11 protein-coding genes are annotated in these 15133 nt (G+C 70.6%); all 11 read right to left on the reverse strand.

Annotated features, from left to right (window positions below):
- Window positions 1-26 precede the first annotated feature (26 nt).
- Genes AQ611_RS10385 through AQ611_RS10435 form a run of 11 tightly spaced genes read right to left on the reverse strand, consistent with a single transcriptional unit; the run spans window position 27 to window position 15103 of the window.
- Window positions 27-350: a hypothetical protein gene (locus tag AQ611_RS10385; protein ID WP_069234464.1), complete on the reverse strand. Its 324-nt coding sequence runs from the start codon at window positions 348-350 to the stop codon at window positions 27-29.
- Window positions 350-871: a phage baseplate assembly protein V gene (locus AQ611_RS10390; protein ID WP_069234465.1), complete on the reverse strand. Its 522-nt coding sequence runs from the start codon at window positions 869-871 to the stop codon at window positions 350-352. The genes AQ611_RS10385 and AQ611_RS10390 overlap by 1 nt, the downstream gene beginning before the upstream one ends.
- A complete protein-coding gene (locus AQ611_RS10395; RefSeq protein ID WP_069234466.1) occupies window positions 868-1995 on the reverse strand; it encodes a hypothetical protein in 1128 nt (375 codons plus the stop codon). The genes AQ611_RS10390 and AQ611_RS10395 overlap by 4 nt, the downstream gene beginning before the upstream one ends.
- The gene (locus tag AQ611_RS10400) at window positions 1992-2366 is read right to left on the reverse strand and encodes a LysM peptidoglycan-binding domain-containing protein (protein ID WP_231935818.1); all 375 of its coding nucleotides are present in this window, start codon (window positions 2364-2366) and stop codon (window positions 1992-1994) included. Before AQ611_RS10400 ends, AQ611_RS10395 begins: the two co-directional genes overlap by 4 nt.
- Complete coding sequence (locus AQ611_RS10405) at window positions 2363-3025, reverse strand: hypothetical protein (RefSeq protein ID WP_069234467.1); 663 nt, start codon at window positions 3023-3025, stop codon at window positions 2363-2365. The genes AQ611_RS10400 and AQ611_RS10405 overlap by 4 nt, the downstream gene beginning before the upstream one ends.
- Window positions 3022-4647 (reverse strand): eCIS core domain-containing protein, encoded by a 1626-nt coding sequence (locus AQ611_RS26330; RefSeq protein ID WP_069234468.1) that lies wholly within the window; start codon window positions 4645-4647, stop codon window positions 3022-3024. Before AQ611_RS26330 ends, AQ611_RS10405 begins: the two co-directional genes overlap by 4 nt.
- The gene (locus AQ611_RS10415; protein WP_069234469.1) at window positions 4644-5588 is read right to left on the reverse strand and encodes a hypothetical protein; all 945 of its coding nucleotides are present in this window, start codon (window positions 5586-5588) and stop codon (window positions 4644-4646) included. Before AQ611_RS10415 ends, AQ611_RS26330 begins: the two co-directional genes overlap by 4 nt.
- Window positions 5585-11395: an eCIS core domain-containing protein gene (locus AQ611_RS10420; RefSeq protein ID WP_069234470.1), complete on the reverse strand. Its 5811-nt coding sequence runs from the start codon at window positions 11393-11395 to the stop codon at window positions 5585-5587. The genes AQ611_RS10415 and AQ611_RS10420 overlap by 4 nt, the downstream gene beginning before the upstream one ends.
- A complete protein-coding gene (locus tag AQ611_RS25530; RefSeq protein WP_069234471.1) occupies window positions 11392-11667 on the reverse strand; it encodes a hypothetical protein in 276 nt (91 codons plus the stop codon). The genes AQ611_RS10420 and AQ611_RS25530 overlap by 4 nt, the downstream gene beginning before the upstream one ends.
- A complete protein-coding gene (locus AQ611_RS10430; protein ID WP_069234472.1) occupies window positions 11664-13877 on the reverse strand; it encodes an AAA family ATPase in 2214 nt (737 codons plus the stop codon). The genes AQ611_RS25530 and AQ611_RS10430 overlap by 4 nt, the downstream gene beginning before the upstream one ends.
- Complete coding sequence (locus tag AQ611_RS10435; RefSeq protein ID WP_069234473.1) at window positions 13874-15103, reverse strand: Pvc16 family protein; 1230 nt, start codon at window positions 15101-15103, stop codon at window positions 13874-13876. Before AQ611_RS10435 ends, AQ611_RS10430 begins: the two co-directional genes overlap by 4 nt.
- Window positions 15104-15133: the final 30 nt, after the last annotated feature.

Consider the following 15133-nt stretch of genomic DNA (forward strand, 5'->3'; position numbering starts at 1 on the left):
CGTGTTCGCGCCGCCTGATGTGGCCTTCATGTGGCCGTCACGCGGGTCTGCGTCACCGCGACGATGAGCGGCGTGCCGCTCGGCGCGCAGACCGCTTGGCTGTCGAGCAGCAGCAGCGGCTGCCCGTTCGAGGTGACCCGCACCGCGCTCGTGACGAACTGCGCGCTCGCACACGGACCATTGCCGGACGGCGGCGGCGGGAACGCGCAGCCCGCCACCACATAAGGCGTGGCGACCGTCACGCTCGGCATGCCCATCACCGTCACGCGCGGATTCGGCATGGTCGGCTGCGCCTGCCCGCCGTGGCTGCAGGTGACGGTCGCGCCGACATGGAGCACGAAGCCGGGCATCACGTCACCATCAATGCGCCGGCGTTGATCGTCACCGACGGCCCGACGAGCACGATGCTCGCGCCCTTGCCGTTCTGGATGTAGATGCCGGTATCGTTGACGATGATGGTCGCGCCCGTGGTGCTTTTCAGCATGATGCCGCCGGTGGGCCCCGGCAGATCGCTCACGACCACCGCGTTTTGCAGCGTGCTTTGCAGCACGATGTTCGGATCGCCCGGCACGCCGGCGAGCGCGAGCGCGGGCACCTCGGCCGCGTTGCCCCACCAGCCGCCCACCCACACCGGGTAGTCGGGGTCTCCGCCCTCGAATTGCAGCCAGACGCCGGCACCGATCTGCGGCACCATGAACGCGCCCATCTGCTTGCCCGCGATCGGCGCGCACGGCATCGCCCAAGTCGACGGCGTGACGCTGCCGACGTCCGGCACGATCGCCATGATGCGGCCCATCTGCATCGGATCGACATTGTTGACGACCGTGCCGCGATAGATGCCGTAATACCGGTTTGCCTTGCCTGCGCTCATACGCTCACCCTGCTGACTGACGATCCGGTGCCACCGCGCGCGAGCGTGAAATTCTGCTTGTACTCGCCGCGTTTGATCTCGTGCGTGACGCTCTTCACGTAATAGAGCCCGTCGTAATACTGGCCGCCGCCGCGCACCGCGCAGAGCTGGCGCGCCTTGAACACGCGGCCGTAGCGCAGCACGTCGAGCTGGCCGCTCGCGCTCGCGACGTCCGTGCTCTCGAACAGCTTGCCGAGCGCGGCGAGCGCGGCGCCGATCGGGTCCTGGTTCGCGACCGGCTTGAGCTGCGTGAACTTCAGCGGCGTCGGCGCGTGAGCGGCCTGCGACGCCTTGAGCAGATCGATGCTCGGGATCGGGATCGGAATCGGGATCTGCGAGTTCTGCTCGATGATCGTCACCATGTAATTGGTCGCGAGCGTGCCGTCGTAGGAGAAGTTCAGCGAGTCGATCGTGGTGGTCCCGTCGAAATCGATGCTCAACGCGCTCTGCGTGCCGCCGACGAGCTTGGTCAGATCCGGGCCCCAGTACGCGAGGCTCGCGCCCGGCGTCGGGCCGGGGTCGAGATAGAACACCGCGCCGACGTCGCTCGCGAGCTTGGTCACGTAGCGGTAATCGGTGCCGTCCTGCTTCATGAAGCGCTCGATCGGGTTCTGGATCAGCGCGAGCAGCGGCGGCAGCGCGAGCGGCACCACGCCGAGCACCGCGTATTTCGCGAGAATCAGCTCGACGATCACGAACATCGGCATGGCCGGATACGGGATGCCGGTCAGATCGATCAAATCCATCAGCGCGCTCAGGTCGAGCCCGGTGATGGTCAGCGTGGCCTTGCCTGCCGCGTTGCTCGGCGTCAGATCCTGCTTGGTGACGACGCCGTCCATCAGCACCTCGGTCGCGCCGTTGACCGTCACCGCGATGATCACGCGTTGGCGCGGATCGAAAAATCCGTTCGCATGCAATTGCGCGAGCGGGCCGGCCTTGCTCCACGTGAACTTGAGCTGAAAGCCGCCCTGGTTGCCCACCGTCGTGCTGACCTGCACCGATACGAGCGCGTCGATCACCGCCTGCGGCACCGGGCTCGCGCGAAAGCCGCCCATCATCAGGGTCAGGTAGAAGCCGCGGTTCATAGCGCGGCTCCCGTCACGCCCGGCGGCAGGGCGATGCGCAGCACGCGGCCGGGCGTATGCGTCAGCGTCCACGGCTGCATCGCGCGGTTCGCGTCGGCAATGCGCCAGAAGAGCGCCGGATCGCCGAGGCACTGCGCGCTCACGTTGTCGAGCCGGTCGCCCTGCTTGACGGTGTACTGCTGGATCACCTGAAGCTGTTCCGGCCGCGGCGCGAAGCGGCGCTTCACATATGCGACGCAAAGGCCGTTGTGCTCGATCGTCGCGAGTTCGAGCCCGTAGTAGCGGCTGGTCGGCGCGAACAGCGACGTGTTGAGCGCGGTTTGCGCCAGCATCGCCTGCACCGGGTCGAGCAGCGGGTCGGTTGCGTTCATGGCAGCCCCCTGATGCCGAGATCGTTGAACGTGCCGTAGCGGTAAAGCTGCGCGAGGGCTTCCTTTTGCCGCTGGTAGGCCATGTACAAGCCGCCGCCGCGATCGGCGAAGAACAAATCGTCGATGCTCAGCACGCGCAGCCCGAGGCTCACTTTCGCGCGCAACGGATTGAGCTGCGGATCGAACGCCTCCTCGGTAATGCTGAATTCGGTCAGCCGCACCGGCACAATGCGCGCCGCACTCCAGACGAACAGGCTCATCGGGGCGAGCACCGGCATGATTTCGAGCACGCCCTGTTGCGACAACGCGTAGTTGTGTTGCAACGCCGCGCTCGACGGGTACGCGAGCATTTCGAGCGCGGCGAGCTGCGGCGCGATGCCGTAGCGCACCGTGTTCGGATTCTGGTCCGGATGCTCGAGCTGGTCGGCCGCGTCGATCTCCGCTTCCAGCTTGAAGATCTCCACCGGCGGGCCGGTGACGCGCAACGCCTCCGAGCGGTCGCCGCCCTCCTCGGCGCCCTTGATTTTCAGCGTGCGCGTCAACGTATCCGGGTTGTACTGCATCACGACGATGCCGTTGGCGAGCACCGTGAAGCTGTCCGGGTCGAGCAGCACGATGCCGCCCTTCAGTACGCGCGGGGAACCGGGAAACGAACTCATGTCTGCCCCTGCTGACGATGCTGCGCGCGTTCGAGATGCTGCTTGAGCAGGCCCGCGCCGATGCCTGCCGCGAGCCCCGCCGCCGCGCCGATCAGCGCGCCGCGCCCGCCGAGCGCGAGCGCACCGAGCGCGGCGCCGGCCGCCGCCCCCGCCGCGCCGAATAGAGCCGGCGTCAGGACACGGCCGAGCCATTTGCCGGCCGCCGATGCGCCGCGCCCGATCACCATGCCCGCATGCACGACGCCGCTGCCAATCCATGTGGCCGTTTCCGAGAAAAACCGGCCGGCGGCATGGAGGAACTCGCCGAGCGCCTCGAACGTGAACGTCACGCTTGCGCCGATATGGCGCTCGGGCGGATTGGGCGCACCGGGCGCGTCGGCATGGGCATTGGGCGCGGACGGCCTCGCGCGGCCATGCACCAGCTCGCGCAGCAGCGGCGGCAGCTCGGAGGCCTTCGCGGCCAGATCGAACTTCAGCGTGATGCCGCGGCCCAGATCGAGGTCCGGCATCGCGGGCAGCTTCGGATCGTTCGCGGCGATGAACATCGCCCCCACCGCCGTCACCCAGACGACAAGCGGCACGCCCTCCTGACTGAACACGTATTCCTTGACCGCTTTTTCCAGCTCGCGGCCGAGTTGCGTGCGGCGGAATGTCTCGAACGCGGCTTCGAGCGCCTTGGTCGCGGCCTCGTCGTAGCGATTGCCCGGCGCGGGTGGCTTGCGCGGGTCCGGAATCGATGCGGGCTGCGGCGCGAACGCTGGTGGCGGCGACGCGAATGGCGGCGCGGCCGGGTTGCCCGCCGGCGCGCCGCGGGCGCCGGCCGACGACAGCGGTTTTTCGGCGGCGACCAGCCGATCGAGCACGTTCGGCAGCGTCGCTGCGGGTGCGGCGCCCGGCATCAGCCACGCGCGGACCTGCGCGTAGAGCGCGCCGGCCGTCGCGAACGTCTGCGATGCGCTGACGGGCAGCGTTTGCGTGCCGAGAATCAGACGCAAGCCGTCGACGACGTTCGGCGTCAGCCGCAACGGCTGCTGTCCGCCCGACTGCGCAAGCCACATCTGCTTCAGAAAACCGTCGAGCAGCCGCTCCGATGCCGATTGTTTCGGCGCGAACGGACCGAACGGCTGCGGGGCCGCCAACGGCAGCGCGGGCGGCGGCGCGTCGCCCGCTTGCTGATAATGGATGCCGGCGCGGGCGGCGTCGAGCGACGGCGCGCGGCCGGCCGCGAGATCGTGCACCGCGCGCTGGGCGCCGGTTTCGTCGCGATCGCCGGGTGTGCTGGGCCGATGCGCATCGCCGCAGCCGCGGCGTTGCTGGACCACGTGCGCCAGCTCATGCGCGACGAGACCGCGCCCGGCCGGCGTGTCGGGCGCGTAGCGGCCGGGCGAGAACGCGATGTGATCGCCTGCCGTCAGCGCGTGAGCGCCGCATGCGCGTACCGAATGCGCGTCGGTATGCACGCGCACGCGGCTGAAATCATGACCGAAGCGCGGCTCCATATACGCGCGCGTCGCGGCGTCGAGCGCACGGCCCGCCGCGCGCGGGATGCGCGGCGGTGCCAGCCGCGCCGGATGAGCCCGCGGCGCGGTTTTCGGCGCGCCGACCCGGTAGCGCGCGCTCATCGCTTCGCCTCGTTGCGTTGGGCGCGCCGCCGGTCGTCGTGCGTGCGTTTCGCGTCGAAGAAGCCCGCGTCGCCCCAGCGCAGCCGCAACGCGAGCAGACAAGGCTCGACCCAGCTTTTCGCGACCGGCTCGCCGAGCAGATCCGCGAGCGTCACCCATGCGCTCGCGAGCGATCCGTAAGCGTCGGCGCGCTGGCCGAGCGCGTCGAACAGTTCGGCCGACTCGACGCTCGCCGCGAAATAAGGCACCGGCGCGATCGCGTCGAGCGCGTTCGCGCGCGCCTCGCGTGCCGCGATGCGCGCCGCTTCCCAGTGCCCGGCCGCGCGCTCGAGGCGCGCATGTTCGACGCCGATTTCCGCGCACAGCTGCGCATCGCCCGGCACGGGCGGCGGCAGCGCCGCGCGCGCCGCGTCATAGGCGCCCGCGTTCGATAGCAGCCGCGCATGCTCGGTGCGCAGGAACGCGGCGATGCGCGGCGCGGCGAGCGCGCACGCGGCATCGAAATCGGCCGCGGCGGCGCCGAACGCGCGCTCGGCGATCCGGCACGCGGCGCGCGCACGCAGCAGCGCAATCGATGCGTCTGCGCCCAAGTGCGCGGTGCGCGCTTGATCGAGCGCGGCCCCGTAGCATTGCGCCGCGTCGTGCCAGCGGCCCGCTGCCTCGCTGGCTTCGGCCTGCCGCACCCGCGCGGCGACGGCGCTCGGCGCATCGTCCGGCAGCGCGGCGGCCGCTTGGCCCGCCAGCAGACTGGCGGCTTCGGCGTGCCCGAGCGCGCCGCGCAGCGCGGCGGCCAACTGCAGGCAGCGCGCGCGTTCGACCGGCTGCGCCGCCTGCTGGCCGGCAGCGTCCTCCAGCGCGCGGGCCGCGCCATCGAAATCGCCCTGGCGCAGCCGCGCAAGCGCGGCGTCGAGCAACGCATCGGCAGGCTCGCACGGGTTCATCGCTCGCGTACCTCCGTGATCCGATAGCCCATGTCGGCAAGGCGCTTGCGCGTCGCCTCGAGCGCATCCGAGCGCGCCTTCGCATGGCCGCGCGCCCAGAATTGCATGGCCGCGGCGAGGCTCACCGCCTGCTGTTCCTTCTGCTTCGCTTGCGCCGACAAGCTATTCGACGTTTGCTGCGCGCCCTTTTGCTGGTTCGACGCATCTTCCTTGCGCGCCTGGTTGTTTTTGTCGAAATCCTCCGTTGTATCCTTCGCGTCCTGCAATTGCTTCGACGATTGATCGGCTTGATCGCCGGTTTGCCTGATGGTTGCCGCATCGGCCTGGATGCCTTTGTCGCGCTCGGCCTGCCGCGCCTTCTGGTCGCTCATCGTCTGGTCCATCTGGTCGAGCTGGCCGAGAAACTTCGTCGCGTCGCTGTTCATCTTCAGCACGCCGTTCTTCACGCTCAGCACCGGGCCCGGCTCGTCCGGCAACGCGCGCGCAAGCCCCGTGAAACGCGCGAGACCCCGCAGCGGAACGGTCAGCGAGGTCAGCTTTCCGGCGCGGGACGCGTAGTCGTCGATCTTGCCGCGCGCCTTGTTCTCTTCGGCCTTCTTGCGCTCGTTTGCTTCGTCGCGCTCGGCGAGCGCTTTCTGATGCGCTTGCGTCGCGCTGATCGCGTCGCCCGTGCCCTGCTTCATGTCGGCGAGCGGTTTTTCGTTCTCCTCGTGATGCGCCTTTTGCTTGCCCATCATCTGCGCAAACTGTTCGGTCTGCGCGCGGGCCGCGAGCGTGTCGATGATCTGGTTGCGCAGGTTGACGAGATCGTCCGGCGTCGCGGGCGGCGGCTGGTAAGCCGGGTTCACGCGCTCGACGACGGGCTCGGCGGACGCGCTTTCGTCCGCGGCGGGTTCGGGCGCAGGCAGCGGCGCGGCGGGCGGCTTGGACGACGCGGGCGACGTGGACGGCGCGGGTTGACGCGATGCGGCCGCCGAGCCGGTTTCGTCTTTCGACGGCGACGCGCCCGATGTGCCGCCGGTTTCGTTGGACGGCGACGCACTCGGCGTGCCGTCGGCTCCCTTGCCGCGCGCGCCGCTGTCGTTGCCGGCTTCCTGACTGGTCCGGGTTCCGGCAGCGGGCGCGGCGCCCGGCATGAGCGCCGACGCCAGCGCAGACGGCGGCGTGGTTTCGAGCGCTTTTGCCGCCGCGGCCATTGGCGTAGCCTTCGGCGCTTCGCCGGCGGCGGCCGATGGCGACGCCTGCGCAGATGGCGCGCCCGCCGCCGGCGGATGCGCGATATTCGGCTCACCGCCGGCAGCCGGATGAGAGGTCACGGGCCCCGACGCCGCGGCAGGCGCGGGCGGCGCAGACGCGACAGGCCGCGACTTCGGCGCCAACAGCGGCAGGTTCGCCGGTTCGCCGGCCGGTTTGTCTGCCGTCACGGCTGGTGTGGCGTCCGTGGCGGGCTCGGCGGCACTGGCGGGCGCCGCGCGTGCCGGGCTCGGCGCAACCGGCGCGGGTGCCGCGCTGGCGGGCGTATCGCGGGGCGGCTCGGCCGATGCGGATGCCGATGTCGATTCCGATTCCGGTGGCGCGGCAAATGCATCGGCAGGCGCCGCCGCCTCCGGCGGCAGCGCTTGCGGCGTGGCATGGGCGTCGAAGGCATCGGAGGCGTCGGAAGGCTCGGCGGAGGCTTGCGCGGAAAGAGCGGGCGGCTGCTCGGACGGCGCGTCCACATTGGACGGCGGCGCATCCGAGGCCCCGGCCGGCATCGACTCGGCCGCTGACGTGCCGGGCGGCTCGTGCGTCGTGGATTCCGCCGCCGGCGTTTCCGTGGCAACCGGCATGGCGGGCGCATCGGCAGGTGCCGGCTGGGCCGACGGCGCGGCGGCGGCCGGCTCGGCTTCGACGCCGGGCGCAGCCGACGGCGCATCCAGCGCGGCGGCGCCTTGTTTCGCGGCAGCCGCACCTTCCTGGCCGGCCGCGACAGGCTGTCCCGCCAGCTCAGGCTGTCCGGGTTTCGCGGCAAGCGGCGCATCGGACGCGGCAACCGGCGTCTCCTTCGCCGCCGCGCCAAGCGGCTGATCGGCCACCGGCTGGGCGGCCGCGGGCAACGCCTGCGGCTCGCTCGGGGCCGCCGCGGACGCGCCCTTCGCTTTCGTCTTCGCCTTGGCCGTCTTGGCCGCCTTGGTCGCCTTGGCCGTTTTGACGGTCTTGGCCGCGCTGGCCTTACCGCTCTTCGGCGTCTTCGCTGCGGGCGGGGCCGCCGCGGGCGCGGCCGGGCTCGCCGTGGCCTTCGCGCTTTTCGTACCGCGTTTGCTCCGTTTGAGCTTTGAGAAAGGCGTGATTTCGGAGACGGCCAGTCCGCCGGATTGCGTCTTGAATTCCTGTTTTTTCGCCACCTTGCCGCCACCCAGTTTCATATCGAGCGCTTCGTCGAACACCGCGGCGCCGCTCTTGCCTTTCAGTTTTTTCCATTTCCTCGGCGAGATCGGCTTCTTGGCGATGTTCAGATCGGACGTGCGCGCGCCCTTGGGCTGCCCCCCCGGTTCGACGCCGACCGAAATGATCTTGCCGTTGTGGAAGCCCGCCTCCGGCACGAGGCGGCGGCTCGCGTCGCCGAAGTGCCCTTCGCTCGCGCCCTTGCCCGCCAGCTTCGAGCGCCGTCTCACGTTCTTGAGCAGGATCTTGCCCGCCAGATTGCCTTGTTGCGTGCTGTATTTGAGCCTCAGTTCCCGCGCCTCCTTGGTGTTCTCGACCAGCTTGTCGAGCACTTCGCCGGTGGGCGGCGGCAACTCCTTGCCGCCGCTTTTCGCCTTCCTTCTGCCGGTTTCCAATTGCTTGCCCGCCTCGAACGCGGCCTGGCGCACTTCGAATTCCGCCACGTCGCGCGGATCGTTGACGGGTTTTGCCGCGCCGTCCTTCGGGGCGGATGAGGTCTTCTGGGCGTCGGCTGCCGCGGGCGGCTTGTCCGGTGCCGCGCTCGCTGGTTCAGACAGCGACGCGGGCTTGCCCGGCGCCTGCGGTTGCGCTTGCGGCTCGTTGGCGGGCGATTTCGCCGGCTTGCCCGCCGACTCGGCGCTTCCTTTCGACGCCGCCGGTTTTTTCGCCGCCGGCTGCGCGGCCGGCGCGGGCGGCTCGGATACGGTCGATCCATCTGCCGTCACGGCTTGCTTGGCTTTTTTGGCGGGTGCGGATTGCTTGGCCGGGGCCGTTTGAGGCGTTTGCGCGTCCTTGCTTGCAGGGTCCGGCGCGTTGGCCTTTTTGGGGGCCGAAGCTTCCTTTGGCGTCTTGGGCGCCTTCGGGGTTTTGGGCGCTTTAGGGGCGGCTTTGGGGGTTGTAGGCGCGCCGCTCGCCGCTTTCGCGGGCTCGGCCGGCGATGCGGCTGCCTGTTCCGCATTGGCATTCGAAGGCGTCGCGGCCTCCGGGACAGACTTGGGTTCAGGCTTCGGCGCGGCGGTGGCCGTTTCGCCGGACGGCTTCGTTTCAGCGTGCTCCGTCGCGCCGTTGCCCGGCTTCGTCTCCGCTGCCGCCGGTTGCGCGGCTTCGCCGCCCGCCGGCCTGTCCTTCGACGGCGCGCCTTCGTGCGCCGGTTTCGCATCGGCCGGTCCCGCGCCCGCCTGCGCGGGTTCCGCTTGCGGCGGCGATGCCGTTTTCTCCGGCGCGGCAGGCGGCGCTTTTTCGGGCGCGGCGTGGATTTCCAACTCGGCCGGCTTGCCGCCGGGCGTGCCCGGCATGGCAGGGCCGGCTGGCGGTTTCAGTTCGCCGGGCCGATCCGATGGCCGACTGCCCGGTTTGTCGACGGCGGGGCTTTCGACAAGCGGTTTTTCGACGGCTGGTTTCACGGCGGGCTCGCCCGCCGGCTTGATTCCGGACAGATCGGCCGCCGGCGGCGTCGCGCGGGCAGGCTCACCGGCCGTCGGCATTTTTCCCGTGCCGCTTCCCCCGCCGGCAGGCAACGGCTCGCCGCGCGGCGCGGCACCGCCCGCCGGCACCGTCTCGCCGCCCGCCGCCGGTTTGCCGGCCGTTTTCGGCTCGCCGCCCGCAGTCGGCGGCTGCGCCTTCACGAGCGGCCCCTCGCCGCCGCCGGCCGGCGGATTCGGATGCGCCGGCAACTTCGGCGGGGGCTTCGGCGTGGCCAGATGCATGCCTTTTTCGGCCGCCTTCGCGCCCACCATCCCGCCGACGAAGCCGGCCGCGCCGCCTGCCGCACCCTGAATCGCCTCGCCCTGCTTGACGACGTCGCGCGGGTCCGCGTCGCTCGCGAACGCGTGCAGCGCGCGAAATACGGTGATCAGCTCCTTGAGGACGATCGCGTTGATGCCGTCGAGCACCATCGTGCCCGCGCCGATCGCGAGCGAAATCGCCGTGAGCGTCGCCGCCATCGGCGACACCGCACCCGCCGTGGCAACCGCCGCGACCCACATGCCGACCGTGACCGCGCCCAGAATGCCCGCGATCACGTTCGCTACTTGCGTGGCGACTTCGATCACGTTGCTGATTGCCTCGATCGAGTTGGCTAACTGCTCATAGACGTCCGCGCCCTTGCCGAAATTCTCGATGGCGCGGCCGGTTGCGGACCAGTCGCGCTTGGCGAGATCGTAGCCCGCCATGACGCCGCCGATCACCGCGCCGATACCAGGCAGCGGCGTGAATTTCGCTGCCTGCGCGCCGAGCCGCACCGCGATCGTCACCGCCACCTTTTCGATGACTTTTTCGGCAACCTTCAGCTTCACCGCCGTCTTGGCGCCCTCGACCACGCCCTCCTTGAACGCTTTGGCCGCGCCCTCGCCGGCCTGATCCGCGATGAACGCGGCGCGCTCCTTCGAGCCTGCCGCGCCGACCTTCTGCGCCGCCGCGCCCCAGCGCTCGTGCTCGGCTAGTTCGTCGTCGATCAACGCAAGCTCGCCGGTGGGCAATTCGCCTGGCGTTTTCGGCCCGGCGGCTGGGTCGGCAGCGGCCGTCGCCGGCTGCGGCGCCGGTTGGAGCGCGGCCGGTTTTGCCGGGGCGCCGGAAGGCGCTTGCGCGTGCGATGCGCCGGGCGGCTGCGCGGCCGGGACGCTGGCCGCGCCCGGCGGAGCCGATGCACGCGCGCCGGCGGCGTCGCCGGATGGCAGATCGTCGGTCGGCAACGGCAAGTGCTTGCCGTCGAGTTCCGCGTCTTCGGCCGTCGGCGGCAGATCCGGCGCGGCGTCGGCCTTGCGCGACAGACGCCCGGCCACGCGCTGCGCGACATGCGCAAGCTCGTGCGCGAGCAGCCACAGGCCGTCGCGCGTGTGCGGCCGGTAAGCGCCCGCGGCAAACACGATGGCATCGCCGAATGCGAACGCGCGTGCGCGCAATGCGCGCGCCGCGTCGTGTGCGGCTGTGTCCGCATGTACGCGCACGCGGCTGAAATCGGCCGCGAACGCGCTGTCGCGGGACGCGAACCCGTCCGGCGCTTGCAGAACGCGATCGGCCGCGCGATCGGCCGCGTATTCGAGCGGATCGCTCGCGCGCGCGATGGCGAACGCGAGCGGCCGCCGGCCGCTCAGGCTGGCGCGTGCGGCGCCCGTCGGCCTGGCGCCCGCCGAATCGAGCACGGCCGATGCCGCCGGCGCGGCCGGTTGCGCGCCGATCCGGCGTTCGAGAAAACGCCGCACCGCCGGATCGAGCGGGCGGCCGGCGTCGCGCAGCGCGCGTTCGACGGCGTCGTTCAGCGGATGCACGCGCCGCGCCGCCTGCCCGGGCCCGCCATCGCGCGCGCCCGTGCCCGCGCGTGTCGCCGCGCCGACGGCGGCGTTGCGGGCGAACCCCGGCGCGGCGGCATGCGTGCGTGCGCTCATCGCCGCCCCCGGATACCGGCATGGAGCGCGCCGGCGATGCGCCGCCCGGTGGTCTCCGGCGTCTCGCCGCGCGCGGGGCGAATGCCCGGTGCGCGCAGCGTCGGCGTCGCACCGGCGCGCCAGCCGCGTGCATCTGACGCATCGAACGCGCCGGGCGCGCCGACCAGCCGCGCCAATTCCTGCTCCAGCGCCGCGCACAGGCGCGCGCGATGCCCCGGTTCGTTCGCGATCCCGTCCAGCACCAAGCGCTCGATACGCACGACGATCTTCATACGGCGGCCTCCGAGCAGCGGAAATCGGTCTCGTTGACGGGCCGGTCGAGTTTGCGAAACTCGACGCGCGCCGCATTGAACACGATCGGCATCGTGACGGCGGTGCCGGCGCGCGCGGCCTGGAAGGCCGCATTCACCGCGATCACCGCGATATGGCCGCCCGTCAGATTGAGCCGCGCGAGCCGCGCGTAATCGAGGCCGGCGAGCGGCGTGTCGCTCGGAAACGCGCGCCGCCACATCTGCTCGCGCTCGGCTGCGCCCGGAAACGGAAAATCGACGATGAAGCGCAGCCGGCGCAGAAACGCCTGGTCGAGCGCGGCCTTCATGTTGGTCGCGAGCACCGCGAGCCCGCGATACGACTCCATGCGCTGCAACAGATAATTGATTTCGATGTTGGCGTAGCGGTCGTGGCTGTCCTTCACTTCGGTGCGTTTGCCGAACAGCGCATCGGCTTCGTCGAAGAACAGGATCGCGCCGCCGCCCTCGGCCGCATCGAACAGCCGCCTCAGATTGGCCTCGGTCTCGCCGATGTATTTACTGACGACCGCCGACAGATCGATGCGGAACAGATCGAGGCGCAGATGATTCGCGAGCACCTCGGCCGCCATCGTCTTGCCGGTGCCTGTCGCGCCCGCGAACAGCACGCTGATGCCCAGGCCCCGGCTCATGCGCGCGGCGAATCCCCAATCGCGGTAGACGGTGCCGCGATGGCGCACCTGATCGGCGATCTGATGCAGCAGCTCGTGTTGCGCCGCGGGCAGCACGAGGTCGTCCCAGAGCGCGTTCGACACGATGCGCCGCGCAAGCAAATCGAGGCCCGGGCGCGTGAGCGCGCGGGCCGCGTCCCACAGGCGCTGGTCGAGCGGCGGCTCGGCGGGGGCGCACGCCGCCGTCTCGCGCTGCGCGAGCGCGCCGATCGCGGACGGGTTCAGATCGAACTGCTCGGCCAGCGTATCCGCGAGCGCCGCGCCGATCTCGGGCGATGCCGCGCGCCAATAGGCTTTCTGCTCGCTCGCGCTCGGCCGGTCGATCTCGATTGCAAGCGGCGTTTGCGCGACGTTCGGCCACAGGTGCCGGGTCGCGACGAACACGCCGCCGCCGATGCGGCTCAGCAACGGATCGATGATCGTCTGCAAGCCGTCGGCTTGCTCGGCGTCGATATACAGCATGACGGGCAGCAGCACGCTTTCGCGCCGCCACAGCCGGGCGAACGCGTCGAGTTCGCCCGGCGCGGCGGGCAGCATCGCGCTGTCGAGCCGGTACGCCTGGAGCCCGAGCGCGCGCGCGGCCGTGGCGGCAACGGCGCGCTTGCCTGCCGGATCGGCGCCGAGCAGCCAGACGGTGGGCACGGTGCTGTCGCCATCGTTTTCGCGGGCGCTCGCGGCCGCCACGATCGTCTCGACCGCCGCGCGCTGCGACGCCGGCAGCGCGTCGAGGTCCGCATCGCGCGCCGCGTCTTGGCCGGGCGCAGCCCCGGCGGCGGCCGGCGCAGGCGGTGTGGCAAGCGGCACTGTAAGCGGCACAATGAGCGGCACGACAAGCGGCGCGAGCCGGTCGTCGACGCACGTGACGCCCTTGATGAAATTGACGATCCGCTCGTCGGCGCGCAACGGGCTCGACAGCAGCGTGCCATTGCCGGCGCCGATCTCGACGAGCCGCCAATACCGCAGCGCACGATCGGGCGACAGCGCGTCCCATCCGCCGTGGTCGAACAGATGCAGCGCGAGCGCGAAAGTGGGATAGGCGAGCGCGCGATCGCCCTGCGCTGTCGCGCACAGGCCCGCGATCGACGTGTCGAGTTCCATGGCCGCGCACAGCAGCAGCACGTCGCGCTCGAACGCGCCGAGCCCGAAGCGCTGCGCGATCAATTCGAGCGCGCTCGGCAGCCGATGGGCTTGCGCGTCCAACCCATCCGTTGCATCGGCCGCATCGGGCGCATTTGGCGTACCCAATCCATCGTCCGGCGGCGGGGGCGATGCTGGGGGCGCGCTCGCCGGCGGCGAGATCGGCAGCGCATTTGGTGAAGCGCCGCCTGCCCCTGCGCGCCGATGCCAGAAACCGAGCAGAGGCCGCCGCTCGCCCGCGCCGGACGGCGCAACGGCGCTCGCGCCCGCCCGCGGCGGCGCGCACCGCTGCAGACGCTCGCGCAGATTCGCGAGCGCATCGCTCAGATACCGCGCATTCGCATCGAGCCATTCGCTTTCGGTCATGTCACGCTCACCTTTTGCGAGGGATCGAACACCGGCGGCGTTTGGCTGCGATCGACGAGCAGGCTATCGACGCCATCGACGCGCAGCCGCACCCAGTAATCGCCCGTCGTCATGCCTGCCGCATCGAACGTGAGCGTGCCGGTTTGCAGCGGATGCGCGTTCGCGACGATTTCGTTCGCCCCCAGCATCAGCGACGCCCGCTGGCCCGGCCACACTTGCGGCGACACGGTGACGGTATAGACGATGTCGCCCGGCGCGGCGCTCGCGGGCGCGATCGCGAGCGAAGGCGCGAGCGCAAGCGTCAATTGGTTGGTCTCGCGCCGGAACGTTTCACCGGGCCGCTGCACCAACACGCTGACCATATAGAAACCCGCCGGCCACAGCGCGGGCTGCAACGGAATCGTCACGCTCAGCTGCGTCGACGTGCCGCCGGCGTCGGGCGGCACGTCGACCGGCGCGCTCCACAGCGGATGAGCGAAGCGCACGCCGACGTTCGTGCCGTCCAAGTGCACGCCGCTTAACGTGAGCGTCGCGCCGAGCAGCGCGGCGCTCTGCCGGTTGGGCGGCGCGAGCGCGGTGAGCGTGGGCAGCGGCGGCGTCAGATCCGCTTGCGACGCGATGCCCGAATCCTGCGCGCCGCGCGTAAGCACCGGCAGGCCCGCGCGGGCCGCGCGCGTGCTTTCGATCAGCGCGACGCCGACTTCATAGGCGGCCGACAGCCGGTATTGCATCGCGAAGCCCGTCCACAGCTTCGACAGCTCGTCGATCGTCAGCGGATGGAACGTGATGCGCACCCGCTCGATCTGCTTGTCGAGATCGCTCGGCGGCAACGCGGCGCTCGCCGCCGCGATTTCGGCCGCGCTCAGCACCGGATGATCGTGCAGCACGCTCATCGCGCAGCCGAGCAGCACGTGGCCGCTCGGCTGCGTGGCATCGTCGTTCGCGCCGAATGCGGTGATCAGGTAATACAGATTGAGCGGCAGCGGCGGGATCGATACCTCGCCGGGCTTGACTTGCCGCGGCATGTCCGCGTTGGCCCATGCCGCGTTGCGCACGACCATGTAGAGAAACAGGTTGAGCTGATTGTTGGTGTTGCTGCCGCGCGCCTTGTCGAGCGGCAGGATTGTCACCGTCGTATCGTTCAAGCCGGGCTGCGCAGTCGTGCTTTGCTGCAGGATCGACTGCAGCGTGGCGGTGATGGCGGCGATGGCGTTCGAGTTGCTCATGGCGGTGGCGTGTGGGCGGCAAGCGGCGTG

It is taken from the genome of Burkholderia singularis (assembly GCF_001718875.1).
Lineage (GTDB): Bacteria > Pseudomonadota > Gammaproteobacteria > Burkholderiales > Burkholderiaceae > Burkholderia > Burkholderia singularis.